We start from the raw sequence: 16249 nt of genomic DNA, 5'->3' as shown, positions 1-16249 counted from the left end.
GTCGCTCACGCGCGCCCCGCACATATGCGCGCTACTACTGGATAAAAATAATGAACAGTCCGCAAGCTGCTGTCGGGAACTGCCTTGATGTGCAGTCCTTTATTAATGAACAACCGCTGTCGCGCTACCAATGGCGCGTAGTGATCCTGTGTTTCCTGATTGTGTTCCTCGATGGCCTGGATACCGCAGCGATGGGCTTTATTGCCCCGGCGCTGTCCCAGGACTGGGGTATCGACCGCGCCAGCCTGGGCCCGGTCATGAGCGCGGCGCTGATCGGTATGGTGTTCGGTGCCTTGGGCTCCGGGCCGCTGGCAGACCGCTTTGGACGCAAGCTGGTGCTGGTGGCTGCAGTGGTCTTGTTCGGTGCGTTCAGCCTGGCCTCGGCTTACGCCACGAATGTCGACCAATTGTTGGTACTGCGCTTTTTGACCGGGCTGGGATTGGGCGCCGGTATGCCCAATGCCACCACGCTGCTGTCTGAGTACACCCCTGAACGGCACAAGTCGTTGCTGGTCACCAGCATGTTCTGCGGGTTCAACCTGGGTATGGCGGGCGGTGGCTTTATTTCGGCCAAGCTGATTCCGGCCTTCGGATGGCATAGCCTGCTGCTGATTGGTGGTGTGCTGCCGTTGCTGCTGGCGGTGGTGCTGATGGCCTGGTTGCCGGAGTCGGCACGTTACCTGGTGGTGCGCAACCGCGGCGCCGACAAGGTGCGTAAGACCCTGGCACCCATTCAGCCGGCCATTGTTGGCCAGGCGTCGAGCTTCAGCGTGCCTGAGCAAAAAACAGTCAAGGCGCGCAATGTGTTTGCGGTGATTTTCTCCGGCACTTATAGCGTTGGCACCTTGTTGTTGTGGCTCACTTATTTCATGGGCCTGGTGATTGTCTACCTGCTCACCAGTTGGCTGCCGACGCTGATGCGTGACAGTGGCGCGAGCATGGAACAGGCCGCGTTTATTGGTGCCTTGTTCCAGTTTGGTGGGGTGCTCAGTGCAGTGGCGGTGGGCTGGGCCATGGACCGCTACAACCCGCACAAGGTCATTGGGGTGTTTTATTTGCTGGCCGGTGTGTTTGCCTACGCGGTAGGTCAGAGCCTGGGCAACATTACCTTGCTCGCCACGCTGGTACTGATCGCCGGTATGTGCGTCAACGGGGCGCAATCGGCCATGCCATCGCTGGCGGCACGTTTCTACCCAACGCAAGGTCGCGCTACCGGTGTGTCGTGGATGCTCGGCATTGGCCGTTTCGGTGCCATTCTCGGTGCCTGGATGGGCGCCACGCTGCTGGGGTTGGGCTGGAACTTTGAGCAGGTGCTGACGGCGCTGGTGATCCCGGCTGGGCTTGCCACTGTGGCGGTGATTGTTAAAGGCATGGTCAGTCACGCTGACGCGACTTGATTTGAATGATGTAGGAGCGGGCTTGCCCCGCGATGCGATGTGACAGACGAATCACTATCGCGGGGCAAGCCCGCTCCTACCACGCGACAATTTGTTCGATTATCGAACAGATAGTCGATTATCGGATTGTACCGCTCCTGGCCTCGTCTTAATCTGAAGTCCTACCGGCGCCACCTAAGGCGCCTTGCACACCGACCTCGACTCAGCATATCCAGGAGTCTGCAATGGCTGAAACCCTCTCGCTCCACGACGCCGTGAAGCAGTTCGTCCACGACGGTGACAGCGTCGCCCTCGAAGGCTTTACGCACTTGATTCCAACTGCCGCCGGGCATGAAATCATTCGTCAGGGCAAGAAAGATCTGACCCTGGTACGCATGACGCCTGACCTGATCTACGACCAGCTGATCGGCGCCGGGTGTGCCCGCAAACTGATTTTCTCTTGGGGCGGTAACCCAGGCGTAGGGTCGCTGCACCGTCTGCGCGATGCTGTTGAAAAGCAGTGGCCGCAACCGATGGAAATCGAAGAACACAGCCACGCTGACCTGGCCAATGCTTACGTTGCCGGTGCCTCGGGCCTGCCATTCGCGGTGCTGCGTGCCTACGCCGGCTCCGATTTGCCTAAGGTCAACCCGCTGATCAAGAGCGTGACCTGCCCGTTCACTGGTGAGGTGCTTGCTGCAGTGCCTTCGGTACGTCCGGACGTCACCGTGATTCACGCGCAAAAAGCCGACCGTAAAGGCAACGTGCTGCTTTGGGGCATCCTCGGCGTCCAGAAGGAAGCGGCTCTGGCGGCCAAGCGTTGCATCGTTACCGTCGAGGAAATCGTCGACGACCTTAATGCACCGATGAACGCCTGCGTCCTGCCTACCTGGGCACTGTCGGCTGTGTGTCTGGTACCAGGTGGCGCGCACCCGTCGTACGCCCACGGCTACTACGAGCGTGACAACCGTTTCTACCAGGCCTGGGACCCGATTGCCCGCAATCGTGAAGCCTTCACTGCCTGGATCGACGAGTACATTCGCGGCACCGCCGACTTCACAGAATTCAAGGCAAAACTGGCCAGCGCTTCGGAGGCTGCACAATGAGCTACTCCACTAATGAAATGATGACCGTCGCCGCCGCCCGCCGCCTGCGCAATGGCGCGGTGTGCTTCGTCGGCATCGGCCTGCCTTCCAAGGCGGCCAACCTGGCCCGTCTGACTTCTTCGCCGGATGTGGTGCTGATCTATGAATCTGGCCCGATCGGCGCCAAGCCAAGCGTGCTGCCGCTGTCTATTGGTGACGGCGAGCTGGCCGAAACCGCAGACACCGTGGTGCCGACCGGTGAGATCTTCCGCTACTGGCTGCAAGGCGGGCGCATCGACGTGGGTTTCCTCGGTGCCGCCCAGGTTGACCGCTTCGGCAACATCAACACCACCGTGGTGGGTGACTACCATCAGCCGAAAGTGCGCCTGCCGGGTGCCGGTGGCGCGCCGGAAATTGCCGGTTCCGCCAAGCAAGTGCTGATCATCCTCAAGCAGTCCAACCGTGCCTTCGTCGACAAACTCGACTTCATCACTTCGGTCGGTCATGGCGAGGGCGGTGATTCGCGTCAGCGCCTGGGCCTGCCTGGTCAAGGGCCGGTCGGCATCATTACCGATCTGTGCATCATGGAACCGGAAGCGGGCACCAACGAATTCGTGGTGACCTCGATTCACCCAGGTGTTACCCGCGAGCAGATCGTTGCGGCCACTGGCTGGGCCATCCGTTTTGCCGACACCGTGCTGACCACCGAGGCTCCGAGCGACGTCGAGCTTACCGCTCTGCGTGATCTGGAAGCCCGCACGGCAGCCGCTCACGGCCAAGCGCCAGGAGAAGCCTGATGCGTGACGTCTTTATCTGCGACGCGATTCGTACCCCCATTGGCCGCTTCGGCGGCGCCCTGGCCGGTGTACGTGCCGATGACCTGGCGGCGGTGCCGATCAAGGCCTTGATCGAACGCAACCCGCAAGTGCAATGGGACCAGTTGGACGAAGTGTTCCTCGGTTGCGCCAACCAGGCCGGTGAAGACAACCGCAACGTCGCACGTATGGCGCTGCTGTTGGCAGGCCTGCCGGACAGCGTGCCAGGGGTGACCCTCAACCGTCTGTGTGCCTCGGGCATGGACGCAGTCGGTACTGCCTTCCGCGCCATCGCCAGCGGCGAGATGGAACTGGCGATTGCCGGCGGCGTCGAGTCGATGTCGCGTGCTCCATTTGTGATGGGCAAGGCTGACAGCGCTTATTCACGCAATATGAAGCTGGAAGACACCACCATTGGCTGGCGCTTCATCAACCCGTTGATGAAAGCTCAGTACGGTGTCGATGCGATGCCGCAGACCGCTGATAACGTCGCCGACGATTATCAGGTTTCGCGTGCCGACCAGGACGCTTTCGCCTTGCGTAGCCAGCAGCGCACTGCGGCGGCTCAAGCTGCCGGCTTCTTCGCTGAAGAGATCGTACCGGTGCGCATCGCCCATAAAAAAGGCGAGACCATCGTTGAACACGATGAGCATCCACGTGCTGACACCACTCTGGAGGCTCTGGCGCGTCTGAAGCCGGTCAACGGCCCGGACAAGACGGTTACCGCTGGCAATGCCTCGGGTGTCAACGACGGTGCAGCAGCACTGATCCTGGCCTCGGCTGAAGCAGTGAAAAAACACGGTCTGACGCCACGTGCCCGTGTACTGGGTATGGCCAGCGCCGGTGTTGCACCACGGGTCATGGGTATTGGCCCGGTGCCTGCGGTGCGCAAGTTGACCGAGCGTCTGGGTGTGGCGGTCAGTGATTTCGATGTCATCGAACTCAATGAAGCCTTCGCCAGCCAGGGCTTGGCGGTGCTGCGTGAACTGGGCCTGGCCGACGATGCACCGCAGGTCAACCCGAACGGTGGCGCGATTGCTCTGGGCCACCCGTTGGGTATGAGTGGTGCACGTCTGATCCTCACCGCGATGCATCAACTGGAGAAGTCCGGTGGTCGCAAAGGTCTGGCGACCATGTGCGTTGGTGTAGGCCAGGGCCTGGCCTTGGCCATCGAGCGGGTGTAAACCAATGATTCCGGGCGAGCGGCCCCCACGCAGGGCTGTTCGCTCGGGATGATTGTTCTGCGGAACGAGATGTTACTGATTGTGTCTAGACTTCAGTAACCCTCTAGGAGTGAACTGTAATGACAACAGCCTATTACACCGGTGAGGAACGCAGTAAGCGCATCTTCGCCATCGTCGGGGCCTCTTCGGGCAACTTGGTGGAATGGTTCGACTTCTACGTCTACGCCTTCTGTGCCATCTATTTCGCTCCGGCCTTTTTCCCTTCTGACGATCCCACGGTGCAACTGCTTAATACCGCAGGGGTGTTCGCGGCTGGCTTTTTGATGCGACCTATCGGTGGCTGGCTGTTTGGCCGCGTGGCCGACCGACATGGCCGCAAGAATTCCATGATGATCTCGGTGCTGATGATGTGCGCAGGCTCCCTGGTCATCGCCTGCCTGCCTACCTACAACTCGATTGGTGCCTGGGCGCCCGCGTTGTTGCTGCTGGCGCGATTGTTCCAGGGCTTGTCGGTGGGTGGCGAGTACGGCACCACGGCTACCTACATGAGTGAAGTCGCGCTGCGTGGCCAGCGCGGCTTTTTTGCCTCGTTCCAGTATGTGACCCTGATTGGCGGGCAACTGCTGGCGGTGCTGGTGGTGGTGATCCTTCAGCAAGTGCTCAGCGAAGACGAACTGCGCGCCTGGGGCTGGCGGATTCCATTCGTGGTTGGCGCCGTGGCGGCGGTGATTTCGTTGTTCCTGCGCCGCTCGCTGGAAGAAACCAGCAGCGCTGAAACCCGTAACGATAAAGAGGCCGGGAGTATTGCCGGGCTGTTCCGTCATCACACGGCAGCCTTCATCACCGTGCTGGGCTACACCGCAGGTGGCTCGCTGATTTTCTACACCTTCACCACCTACATGCAGAAGTACCTGGTGAACACCGCCGGCATGAGTGCCAAGACCGCCAGTTTCATCATGACCGGCGCGCTGTTCCTGTACATGTGCATGCAGCCGTTCTTCGGCATGCTGTCCGACCGTATTGGCCGACGCAATTCGATGTTGCTGTTCGGTGCCTTGGGGACTGTGTTCACCGTGCCGATTCTGATGGCGCTGAAGACCGTCACCAGTCCGTTCCTGGCCTTCGTGCTGATCACGCTGGCGCTGTGTATCGTCAGTTTCTATACCTCGATCAGTGGCCTGGTCAAAGCCGAGATGTTCCCGCCGCAAGTCCGCGCGCTGGGGGTCGGCCTGGCTTATGCGGTGGCCAATGCCATGTTCGGTGGTTCGGCTGAGTATGTGGCATTGGGGCTAAAGTCGATGGGCATGGAGAACACCTTTTACTGGTACGTTACCGCCATGATGGCCATCGCCTTCCTGTTCAGCCTGCGACTGCCGAAACAGGCGGCTTACCTGCACCACGATCATTGACTTGTTAAGGATGTGTAGATGAACCCGCGACCAGGCAATCAGCTGTTCGATGCCTACTTCACCGCGCCCGCAATGCGTGAGGTGTTTTCCGACCGTGGTCGGGTGCAGGGCATGCTGGATTTCGAAGCGGCCCTGGCGCGCGCTGAAGCGGCCGTCGGGGTGATTCCTCAAGTGGCGGTGGCGCCGATCGAAGCGGCCTGCCAAGCCGAACGTTACGACTTTGCCGCGCTGGCCGAGGCCATCGGCATTGCCGGTAACTCGGCGATTCCGCTGGTCAAGGCGTTGGGCCGGGTGATTGCCAGTGGCGTGCCTGAGGCCGAACGCTATGTGCACCTGGGCGCTACCAGTCAGGATGCCATGGACACTGGTCTGGTCTTGCAATTGCGCGAGGCTTTGAGCCTGATTGAACTTGATCTGCAAGGGCTTGCCGACGCGTTAGCCCGTCAGGCTCAAGCGCATGCTGACACCCCGCTGGCCGGGCGCACCTGGCTACAACATGCAACCCCGGTAACCCTGGGCATGAAAATCGCTGGCTGGCTGGGCGCCTTGACCCGTCACCGTCAGCGCTTGCAAGAACTCAAGCCGCGCTTACTCACTTTGCAGTTCGGTGGCGCCTCGGGAACCCTCGCGGCCTTGGGGGACCAAGCGTTGCCGGTGGCCCAGGCCCTGGCGGCACAATTGCAGCTGCAACTGCCGGAGCAACCGTGGCACACCCAGCGCGACCGCTTGGTGGAGTTCGCGTCGGTGCTCGGCCTGCTGGCAGGCACCCTGGGCAAGATGGGGCGCGACATCAGCTTGTTGATGCAAACCGAAGCGGCCGAGGTGTTCGAACCTGCGGCGCCCGGTAAAGGCGGCTCTTCAACCATGCCGCACAAGCGCAATCCGGTGGGCGCGGCGGTGTTGATCGGCGCCGCGACGCGGGTTCCGGGGTTGGTCTCGACCTTGCTCAGCGCCATGCCGCAAGAGCACGAGCGTAGCCTGGGCCTGTGGCATGCCGAGTGGGAAACCCTGCCGGAGATCTGCTGCCTGGTTTCCGGTGCGTTGCGTCAGGCACAGATCATTGCTGATGGCATGCAAGTCGATGCCACGCGGGCGCGCGCGAACCTCGACCTGACTCAAGGCCTGGTGCTGGCGGAGGCGGTCAGTATCGTTCTCGCCCAGCGCCTGGGCCGTGACACCGCGCATCACCTGCTGGAAACCTGCTGCAAGCGTGCTGTGGCCGAGCAACGCCACTTGCGTGCCGTGCTGGGTGACGATCCGCAGGTGAGCGCAGAACTGTCCTCGGACGAACTCGACCGTCTGCTGGACCCGGCTCATTACCTCGGTCAGGCCCGTGTCTGGGTCGAACGAGCACTGGCCGAACATCATCGTTTCAATGCCTGAAGGAGGCCGCAGTGGCACAGGTACAACTCGCCGATGGCGCACTTAACTATCAACTCGAAGGTCCGGAAGGCGCCCCGGTGCTGGTGTTGTCCAACTCCCTGGGCACAGACCTGCACATGTGGGACAGCCAGGTCCCGGCCCTGACCGCGCATTTTCGCGTGCTGCGCTACGACACCCGTGGTCATGGTGGCTCGCTGGTAACCGAGGGGCCTTACAGCATCGAACAACTGGGCCGCGATGTGCTGGCGCTGCTGGACGCGCTGAACATCGAACGCGCGCATTTCTGTGGCCTGTCCATGGGCGGCCTGATTGGCCAGTGGCTCGGTATCAATGCGGGCGGGCGGATCAACCGTCTGATCGTCTGCAACACCGCCGCCAAGATCGGTTCTCCGGACACCTGGAACCCACGGATCGAAATGGTCTTGCGTGACGGCAAAGACGCGATGGTCGGCCTGCGCGATGCTTCGATCGAACGCTGGTTCACCCCGGCTTATTCTTCGAGCAACCCCGATCAGGCCAAGCGTATCACCGACATGCTGGCCGCCACTTCGCCGCAAGGTTACGCCGCTAACTGCGGTGCTGTGCGCGACGCGGATTTCCGTGACCAACTGGGCGAAATCAAAGCACCGTTGCTGGTCATTTCCGGCAGTCACGATGCGGTTACGCCACCTTCGGGTGGCCTGTTCATTCAGGAAAATGTGCAAGGCGCCGAGTACGCTGAGTTCCATGCCGCGCACTTGTCCAACGTCGAAGTGGGCGAGCCGTTCAGCCGCCGCGTGATCGACTTTTTGCTGGCCCGCTGAGGAGCATCTGGTGGACGAGAAAGAGCGTTACGAAGAAGGCATGAAGGTGCGTCGTGCGGTGCTTGGTGATGCCCATGTCGACCGCAGCCTGACTAACCTGACCGAGTTCAACAGCGAGTTCCAGGAAATGATTACCCGTCATGCCTGGGGTGACATCTGGACTCGCCCGGGCCTGCCACGGCACACCCGAAGCCTGATCACCATCGCCATGCTGATCGGCATGAACCGCAACGAAGAGCTCAAGCTGCACTTGCGCGCTGCGGCCAACAATGGCGTGACCCGTGAGGAGATCAAAGAAGTGCTGATGCAGAGCGCGATCTACTGCGGCATTCCGGCGGCCAATGCCACCTTCCACCTGGCAGAGTCAGTGTGGGATGAGTTGGGGGTTGAGTCTCGGGGTTAAGCCCTGTCGCGGGGCAAGCCCGCTCCCACAAAGATTATGTGATCCACAGTGGGAGCGGGCTTGCCCCGCGATCAATTCAATCGTTCAAACCGCTGCCTTCTTCTGCCTGACCGCCACCGGTCCGGCATTGCGCTCAATGGCCTGCTTCAGTTCCGGCCGCATCCCCAGCAGAAAACCCAATTCTGCCACCACGAACAACGGCCCGACGATCAACCCGCTCAGGTCATCGATAAACGCTGGTTTGCGCCCTTCATAGTGATGGCCGACAAACTGAATCACCCAGCCAATCACAAACAACCCCAGCCCCGCACCCAGCCAGACCAGAGTGCTCTGCATCGCCAAGACTTGACCAGCCCACAGGCACAAGCCCAGTAGCAATGCCATGATCAGACCAAACTGACGGTCCAGACGCAGGTAGAACCAAGCCGACCACAGCGCCACCAGTAAAGCGGGTGACAGCCACATACCGGCCAGCGCTGTGCCGGGCCGTGACAGCAGCACCGTTACCGCGACCACAATCATCGGGATGCCAACGAAGTGGGTAGCGATGTTGCGTGGGTCACGGTGGTAGGCCGCGTATTGACTGAGGTGCTCGACGAGGTTTTTCATTATTGTTCCTCCTGTAGGGTGGCTTGAGCATGCCCTGCAGCCGTTCCGGCTGTCTGTCGGCTAGGCGACAGAGTTGACCTTCGAGGCGTTATGAATATTGATCCCGTCTGGCGCGAAACCCTACTGCAGGGCCATTGGTTCAAGCATCTGCCTTTGTCCCTTCAGCATAGCCTGATGGGCTTGGCCAAACGGCGTGAGCTGGCGTCAGGGCAGCTGTTGTTCCAGCGTGGCGATGCGCCTTGTGGGTTGTATGCGGTGCTGGCGGGCAGCATGCGTGTCGGAGCGGTCAGCAGTGAGGGCAAAGAAGCCCTGCTGACGTTGGTGGAAGCCCCGCACTGGTTCGGTGAAATCAGCCTGTTCGATGGTCAGCCGCGTACCCACGATGCCCAAGCGGAAGGGCCGGTAAGCCTGTTGTGGATACCGCAGGCGGCGCTGCTGGCATTGTTGACGCAACAGCCGCAGCATTGGCGTGACATTGCCTTGTTGATGAGCCAGAAATTGCGCTGGGTGTTCGTCGCGCTGGAGCAGCAGAGCCTGTTGGCTGCCGCGCCGCGGGTTGCCCATCGTTTGCTGTTGATCGCTGCGGGTTACGGTGAAGTGGACGACAACCGACGCGTGTTGCAGCTGTCGCAGGAGCAACTGGCGCTGATGTTGTCACTGTCGCGGCAGACCACCAACCAGATCCTGAAGTCGCTGCAACAGGAAGGGGCGCTGCGCCTGGGCTATGGCGAGATCGAAATCCTCGACCTCGCCCGCCTGCAGGCTGTGGCTAGTCCGGCTGGAACGGTGATTCGCTGAGAATTACCCCGGTTTCCTCGACATACTTCTGCCATTCGCCCAACAACGCCTGGAGCCTGACCGGTTGCGTCTGGGCCAGGTCATCGATTTCGCCCGGATCGTTGGCCAGGTCGTACAGTTGCCAGGTGGCTGGGCCAACGGGGCCTGGGATGTACACCGCTTTCCACTGGCCCTGGCGAATGGCCCGGCGGCCAAACAACTCCCAGCCGGTGACGGTGTTGTCGTCATGCACCTGTTCGGTTTCGCCCGACAGGTAACCCAGCCACGACTTGCCACGCAGGGCCGCGACCTCCCGCCCGCGCCAGCGGGTGCCCGGATGACGGACGCCGGCCAGGTCGAGCAATGTCGGGGTGATGTCCATCACTGTACTGAACTGGTGGCTGATCTGCCCCTGGCGCGCCAGGGCCGGGTAGTGCAGCAGCGCCGGTACGCGAATGCCGCCTTCGCTGGTGAAGGCCTTGAACAACCGCGACGGTGCGGTGGCGGCTTGTGCCCATTGCGGGCCGTACCAGACATAGGAGTTGGCCCGGCCAATGTTTTCCAGGCTGTTGTCGTAATGCTGGTCCAGGTAACTGGCCAGGTGCGGGCCGAACTTGGGGAAGGCTTCCAGCAACGCGCCTTCGGCGCCGTTGTCGGACATGAACAGCACCAATGTGTTGTCCAGTTGGCCCTGATTGCGCAGGTAATCCAAGACCCGGCCGATGTTCCAGTCCATGCGCTCAACCATCGCCGCGTAGACTTCCATAGAGCGTGCCGAGCGTTGACGCTGCTCTTCGGTGAGGCTTTCCCAGTGGTTGTCGACCGGGTGGGCGCGGGTTTCGCTTTTGATCAGGCCGAGCTGACGCAGTTTCTCCAGGCGCTCTTGGCGCAGCACCTCCGGCCCGGCGTCGTAACGGCCCTTGTAGCGTGCGACCACCTCAGCCGGTGCCTGCAGAGGCCAGTGCGGGGCCGAGAAGGGCAGGTAGGCGAAGAATGGGCGGCTTTGGTCGCGCTCTTTCAGGTACTGCAGCAGTTTGTCGCCAAAGGCATCGGAGGAGTAGAAACCTTCTGGCAATTGCTCGACGAAGGTTTGGTCTTCGATATACAGCGCAGGCGTGGACTTGAGCAGGCGTGGGGTCTGATCGTCGTAGGTCGGCTCGAAGCCGTAGTGATTGGCCGCGCCTGGCAACAGTGCAAAGGAGCGCTCGAAGCCACGGGCATGTGGCGCCAGCTCCGCTTTCAGGCCCAGGTGCCACTTGCCGCTCATCAAGGTTTGGTAACCGGCCTCGCGCAGCAGCTCGGGCAGGGCGACCACGCGGTCGTTGAGGTAACCCTCGTAGCCAGGCTTGCCGATCAGCTCCGGGGTCAAGGCCTCGGCCATGGTGCCGATGCCGGCGATATGGTGGTCGGTACCAGTGAGCAACATGGAACGGGTCGGCGAGCAGGTCGGCGCGGTGTGAAAGTCGGTCAGGCGCAGACCGGCCGTGGCCAGGGCGTCGAGGTTGGGGGTGGCGATTTCACCGCCGAAGGCACCGAGGTCGGAGAATCCCAGGTCATCGGCAACGATGACCAGAAAGTTGGGGCGTTGGCTCATGTTCGGTTCTCAATAGGCAAGGTAGGACAGCGGGAGGTTGTTGATCTGTACCGGTGCTGGTGGCAGGTAGCGGTCGTCGGCAGTGAGGTCGTGCAGCAGGGATTCACGCAGGCGATGGAATTCATGGCTGGAACGCTGGCGCGGGTGCGGCAGGTCGACCGAGTTGATGCGCTTGATGCGTCCGGGGCGCGGCTCCAGCACCACTACCCGGTCTGCCAGGAACAGCGCTTCTTCAACATCGTGGGTGACCAGCAAGGTGGTAATGCGGGCGCGCTCGCGGATCGCCAGCAGCTCTTCCTGCATCTGTTGGCGGGTCAAGGCATCGAGGGCACCGAAGGGCTCGTCGAGCAGCAGGATGCGTGGGCTGGCCACCAGCCCGCGGGCAATCGCCACGCGTTGGGCCATGCCACCAGACAATTGATGCGGGTAGGCCTGACTGAAGTCCTGCAGGCCAACCAGGGCGATGTACTCGGCGACCCGCTGGGCTCGGGCGTTTTCAGCCAGGGGCTGATTGACCAGGCCCAGGGCGATGTTTTCCTGCACGGTCAGCCAGGGGAACAAGCGGTGTTCCTGGAACACCATGCCGCGTTCATCGCCGATGCCGGACACAGCGTGCCCGTCGATGAGGATTTGCCCCTGAAAATCGTGGTCCAGGCCGATCAGCAAACGCAGCAACGTGGACTTTCCGCAGCCGCTGGCGCCAACAATGGCAACGAACTCACCTTCGGCGATCTGCAGGTTGAAGTCGCGAATGGCTTCCAGTTGCCCTCCGGCCACGGCGAAGTGCTTGCCGACGTGGTTGAAGCTAAGCAAAGGTTGGGTGATGGCATTCATGCGGTTCTCCAGCGCGTGGCGCGTGATTCGATGTGTTGTCCAAGCGCGCCGAGCAGCGCTCCGGTGAGGCCGACCAGGAGCATGCCGGCCATGATCAGGTCCATGCGTAGCAGCTGCTGGGCACCAATCATCAGGCTGCCGATGCCACCGCCGGAGGGCATGAAGTACTCGGCCCCGATGGTGCCCAGCCAGGCGTAGATCAGCCCTATCCGCAGGCCGGCGAAGATGCCTGGTGCTGCGCCGGGCAGTACCAGGCGCAACAAGCGTTGGCGCAAGTTCAGGTGCAAGACCCGTGCGGCTTCATCCAACTGGGGTGAACGGTTGGCCACGCTGCGTTGGGTAGCGATGAACAGGGCAAAGAACGCTGCCAGGCCGACAAACACCCACTTGGCCAGCTCTCCCAGGCCAAACCAGGCGGTAAGCAGCGGTACCCAGGCGAAGATTGCGATTTGCCGCAAGCCGGCCAGCGTTGGCCCGAGTACGCGCTCGGCAGGTCGAGACAACCCCAACCACAGGCCCAACGCGAAGCCCAGGCCGCCGCCCAGCAGCAAACCCGCCAGGGCGCGACCGACACTGATCGCCAGCGCTGTGGTCAGTGAACCGTCGAGCAAACCGTTCCAAGTGGTGCTCAGGACCTGCACGGGCGCCACCAGAATATTGGCGTCGATCCATTGCAACTGGTTGGCCAGTTGCCAGGCCACCAGTAACACCAGGGGCAGCAGTAACGCTTGTAAGCGCTCAAACCCCTGCAAGCGCTGCACGCGCAGCTCAGCGCCGGGCGGGTGTGGCCAGTGCACAAGACGCCGTTCCAATAAGCCCAAGCCGCGGTCCATGGCGAAGCCGAGCAGACCGATGACGGCAATGCAGACGAAGACAATATCGAGCATGAACAATTGCCGGGCCCAGACCATCAGGTAGCCGATACCTTCACTGGAAGCGAGCAACTCAACCGCCAGCAATGATGACCAGCCCGTGGCCAAGGCCAGGCGTACGCCGGCTAGAAAGGCGGGCAGGGCGGCGGGCAGGATCAGTTTGCTGATTAGCAGGCGGCGGGGCAGCTTGAGTACGTTGGCTGCTTCTCGCAGGCGAGGCTGGGCGTCACGCACGCCAACCAGTGTGTGCAGGGTGACCGGAACGATGATGGCTTTGACCAGCACCACCAGCTTGAGCAGCTCGCCAATACCGAACAGCACCATAAACAACGGCACCCAGGCCAGGGTCGGGATCTGCGCCAGGGCATTGAAAGTCGGCAAAATCAGGCGTTCAGCACGGCGGCTGAAGCCTAACCAAGCACCGAGCAGGGCGCCGCTGCTGACAGCAACCAGCAGCCCGACTAGCAAGCGTTGCAGGCTGATGGCTAGATGTGTCCAGAGTTCGCCTTGGGCCAGTTCCAGTGCGCTTTGCCATACCAGGCTTGGCGCTGGCAGGATTTGTTCGCTCATCCATTGTTGATGGCTGGCCAGCCACCACAGCAGCGCAAGTGCCAGGGGCAGATACCAGCCCAACAGATGGGCTTGAGAGCGTTTCCCTGCCGTCCACAGGCGAGCGGTGGACGCGGACAGAGGCAGGCTGGAAAGTGAAGCTTGGGCCATGGCGGACCTCCGTGGATTGGCTATTTCTATATTTCTTTCGGGTATATTTTTTTAAAAATAAATTCGAATAGGTGATAAGAGAGAGCATTTAAAGCAGGCCATTGATGCGGCATCCAATGCATTGCGTGCATATTTTTTGTGCGCCTGAGGCATGGGCTGCGCAAGCCCCGTTATTGCTTGTTTATTCTTTTGGGTTATTAAAATGTAATCCAATAGTATTTATTCGTCGGTTGAGCTTGTGGTTAGCGTGGCGTCATCACTACAAGGAGTCGCCCGCCATGAACCTGTCGATCAACCGTGTTTTCAGCTTGTTTGCTGCCCCCGCCCTGGCCGCTGTGGTCGGTTGGCTACCACCGCTGGCCGAGGCCAACCCGGTCCGGGAAATCCGTATTGCCGTACCTGACCTGAGTGCCGGGTCAAAAAACTCCGGTGGCGGTGTCAGTGATGTATTGCGCAACCAACAGCTGCTGGAGAAAGCCTTCGCTGCCGACGGCATCAAGATTCAGTGGAATTACTTCAAAGGCGCGGGGCCGGTGATCAACGAAGCCTTTGCCAATGGTCAGGTTGATTTCGCCTACCTGGGCGATCTGGCGGCAATCATCGGTAAGGCCAATGGTGTGGACACGCGCTTGCTGGCCGCCACCGGTCGCGGTATCAAGCACTATCTGGGTGTCGCGCCGGGCAGCGGCATCAAGTCGTTACACGACCTCAAGGGCAAGCGCGTGGCGATCTTCCGCGGTACCGCCAGCCAGTTGTCGTTCGATGCCGCATTGGCCAGCCAGGGCTTGAGTGAGAAGGATTTCAAAGTCATCAACCTCGACTTCAATGCCTCCATCGCGGCCCTGGCAGCCAGACAGATCGATGCCACCTGGGGGCTTTCCGGGCTGACGGCACTGCAGGCACGTGGCCTGGCCGAGTTGCCGTTGAACACCCGTGATCTTGGTGGTGCGGGCAGCATTCAGGCCGTGCTGGTCGGTGCCGGTTCTTTTGTCGATGCCCATCCCGAGCTGGTGCAGCGCCTGCTGGCGGCTCAGCAGCAAGCGGTGCAGTGGCTCAGCGATGAGAACAACAAGGAGGCCTACATCCAACTGGTGTCTGATTTGGCCAGTTACCCGCCAGTGATCCTGCAGCAAGACCTGCAGGGTGAAAGCCTTGAACAGACCTTCCGCTCAAGTCTCGACCAGCCCTTCCTCGATCAACTGCAGGCTTCGGTAGACCTGGCCGCCGAACAGCGGCTGATCCGTAAACCGTTCAAGGTCAGCCAGTGGCTGGCGCCACAGCTCAGCCAGCCAGCGCCTGTGGCACAGGCTGCTGGTCGAGGCTGATCAGCGTATCGATCATCTCCCGTGCTGCCGGCGACAGGCGATAACCGCTGCGGCTGACGATGCCGCAGCGGGCATTGAGGCTGTCGAGGTGGGCCGGCAGGTTGCGCCAGTGCAGGCGTATCAGGTGGCCCTGCTGGATCTCTTTGGCAAACCCCTCTTCGGTGCCGATGCCAATGGCATCGCTGTCGAGTACCAGGCGCAGCAAGGTGGGTAAGTGTTCAGTCAGCAGCTGCGGGGTGAAGTCAGTTTTGCCACTGAGGTTCGCCAGCAGTTTGCGCACCCCAGGCGGGATCAGCGTGGTGGCCAGCGGGTAATCGAACATGTCGTTGGTCGACAGGCTGTCCTTGGCCAGTAGCGGATGCCCAGGGCGGCAGAAAAACAGGCCACGGCGCGGGCTCAAGGGTAGGGTCTGGAAGTTCGGGTCGGCCTCGAACTGCCGCACATCGGCGATGAAGAACTCAATCTCCTCACGGCTCAAGGCCCGGCTGAGTTTCTCCCAGCTGTCCACCTCAAGGCGGGTGCGCACATTGGGATGCGCCTTGAGAAACCGCGCCAGCGCTTGTGGCACCAATTGCACGGCGGGTGCCGGCCCACAACCGAAGTGCAGCTCACCGGCATCGAGCTTGGTCATCTGCAGTACCTCACAGCTCAACTGGGCAGCGCCCTGAACCAGACGCAGGGCGTGCTGCAGCACCACCTGGCCTTCAGGAGTTGGGCGCAGGTCCTTGTTGCCACGGTCAATCAACACGCAGCCAAACTCCTGTTCCAGGCCCTGAATGCTACGGCTGAAGGCGGGTTGAGTGATGCCCATGGCGTCCGCTGCACGTACAAAACTGCGGTGTTCGGTGAGGGCGATGAAGTAACGCAGTTGGCGAAGATCCATATGCTTTCCCGGCATTCCAAAAATACGGCGAAGGTATTTGCCGCCACGAAGGCTCAGGTTTTAAATGCAAGCTCTTATTCCGTCAATGAAGCACTTGAATATTTGTTAGAGCTTATTTGCATATTAATAGCGCAAGTGCTGCATTGGCATTTTTCCGAGAGCAGCCAGATGAGGGTC

Annotated in this window: 15 protein-coding genes; 10 read left to right on the top strand and 5 right to left on the bottom strand. The window is 61.1% G+C overall.

Going from position 1 to position 16249, the window contains the following annotated elements; translation table 11 throughout:
- The first annotated feature begins 50 nt into the window (after window positions 1-50).
- The 8 genes from E1573_RS16830 (at window position 51) to pcaC (ending at window position 8458) form a co-directional block, all read left to right on the top strand.
- A complete protein-coding gene (locus E1573_RS16830) occupies window positions 51-1397 on the top strand; it encodes an MFS transporter (protein WP_133215707.1) in 1347 nt (448 codons plus the stop codon).
- A gap of 224 nt (window positions 1398-1621) precedes the next feature.
- Window positions 1622-2482: a CoA transferase subunit A gene (locus E1573_RS16825; protein ID WP_133215705.1), complete on the top strand. Its 861-nt coding sequence runs from the start codon at window positions 1622-1624 to the stop codon at window positions 2480-2482.
- Window positions 2479-3258: a CoA-transferase subunit beta gene (locus E1573_RS16820; RefSeq protein WP_133215703.1), complete on the top strand. Its 780-nt coding sequence runs from the start codon at window positions 2479-2481 to the stop codon at window positions 3256-3258. Before E1573_RS16825 ends, E1573_RS16820 begins: the two co-directional genes overlap by 4 nt.
- Entirely contained in the window at window positions 3255-4460 is a 1206-nt protein-coding gene (gene pcaF / locus E1573_RS16815) for a 3-oxoadipyl-CoA thiolase (RefSeq protein WP_177494590.1), read from the top strand. The genes E1573_RS16820 and pcaF overlap by 4 nt, the downstream gene beginning before the upstream one ends.
- 119 nt (window positions 4461-4579) lie before the next feature.
- The gene (locus E1573_RS16810; RefSeq protein WP_133215699.1) at window positions 4580-5869 is read left to right on the top strand and encodes an MFS family transporter; all 1290 of its coding nucleotides are present in this window, start codon (window positions 4580-4582) and stop codon (window positions 5867-5869) included.
- Window positions 5870-5887: 18 nt separating this feature from the next.
- Entirely contained in the window at window positions 5888-7252 is a 1365-nt protein-coding gene (locus E1573_RS16805) for a 3-carboxy-cis,cis-muconate cycloisomerase (RefSeq protein WP_133215697.1), read from the top strand.
- A gap of 11 nt (window positions 7253-7263) precedes the next feature.
- Window positions 7264-8055, top strand: a complete 792-nt coding sequence (gene pcaD / locus E1573_RS16800; protein ID WP_133215695.1) for a 3-oxoadipate enol-lactonase — start codon at window positions 7264-7266, stop codon at window positions 8053-8055.
- Window positions 8056-8065: 10 nt separating this feature from the next.
- A complete protein-coding gene (gene pcaC / locus E1573_RS16795; RefSeq protein WP_133215693.1) occupies window positions 8066-8458 on the top strand; it encodes a 4-carboxymuconolactone decarboxylase in 393 nt (130 codons plus the stop codon).
- Window positions 8459-8542: 84 nt separating this feature from the next.
- Here pcaC and E1573_RS16790 read toward each other — a convergent pair whose 3' ends face one another.
- Window positions 8543-9067: a DUF962 domain-containing protein gene (locus E1573_RS16790; protein ID WP_133215691.1), complete on the bottom strand. Its 525-nt coding sequence runs from the start codon at window positions 9065-9067 to the stop codon at window positions 8543-8545.
- A 90-nt stretch (window positions 9068-9157) separates the two neighbouring features.
- Between E1573_RS16790 and E1573_RS16785 the strand changes: the two genes are divergently transcribed.
- Window positions 9158-9865, top strand: a complete 708-nt coding sequence (locus tag E1573_RS16785) for a Crp/Fnr family transcriptional regulator (RefSeq protein WP_133215689.1) — start codon at window positions 9158-9160, stop codon at window positions 9863-9865.
- Here E1573_RS16785 and E1573_RS16780 read toward each other — a convergent pair.
- From E1573_RS16780 to E1573_RS16770, 3 genes are read right to left on the bottom strand one after another with little or no spacing between them, the layout of a single operon-like run.
- Window positions 9837-11438 carry an arylsulfatase gene (locus E1573_RS16780; protein WP_133215687.1) on the bottom strand — a complete coding sequence of 534 codons (1602 nt, stop codon included), beginning with the start codon at window positions 11436-11438 and terminating at the stop codon, window positions 9837-9839. The genes E1573_RS16785 and E1573_RS16780 overlap by 29 nt on opposite strands.
- A 9-nt stretch (window positions 11439-11447) precedes the next feature.
- Window positions 11448-12272 carry an ABC transporter ATP-binding protein gene (locus E1573_RS16775; protein WP_133215685.1) on the bottom strand — a complete coding sequence of 275 codons (825 nt, stop codon included), beginning with the start codon at window positions 12270-12272 and terminating at the stop codon, window positions 11448-11450.
- Window positions 12269-13864 (bottom strand): ABC transporter permease, encoded by a 1596-nt coding sequence (locus E1573_RS16770; RefSeq protein ID WP_133215683.1) that lies wholly within the window; start codon window positions 13862-13864, stop codon window positions 12269-12271. The genes E1573_RS16775 and E1573_RS16770 overlap by 4 nt, the downstream gene beginning before the upstream one ends.
- Before the next feature lie 278 nt (window positions 13865-14142).
- On the opposite strand from E1573_RS16770, the gene E1573_RS16765 reads away from it, so the two are divergent.
- A complete protein-coding gene (locus E1573_RS16765; RefSeq protein ID WP_133215681.1) occupies window positions 14143-15189 on the top strand; it encodes an ABC transporter substrate-binding protein in 1047 nt (348 codons plus the stop codon).
- Here the strand turns inward: E1573_RS16765 and E1573_RS16760 are convergent.
- Entirely contained in the window at window positions 15146-16072 is a 927-nt protein-coding gene (locus tag E1573_RS16760; protein WP_133215679.1) for a LysR family transcriptional regulator, read from the bottom strand. The two genes, E1573_RS16765 and E1573_RS16760, sit on opposite strands and share 44 nt — an antisense overlap.
- Between the last annotated feature and the right edge of the window lie 177 nt (window positions 16073-16249).

It is taken from the genome of Pseudomonas sp. H9 (assembly GCF_004353925.1).
Lineage (GTDB): Bacteria > Pseudomonadota > Gammaproteobacteria > Pseudomonadales > Pseudomonadaceae > Aquipseudomonas.
Note: the sequence above shows the minus strand (reverse complement) of the source record. Positions and strands in the feature narration are given on the sequence as shown.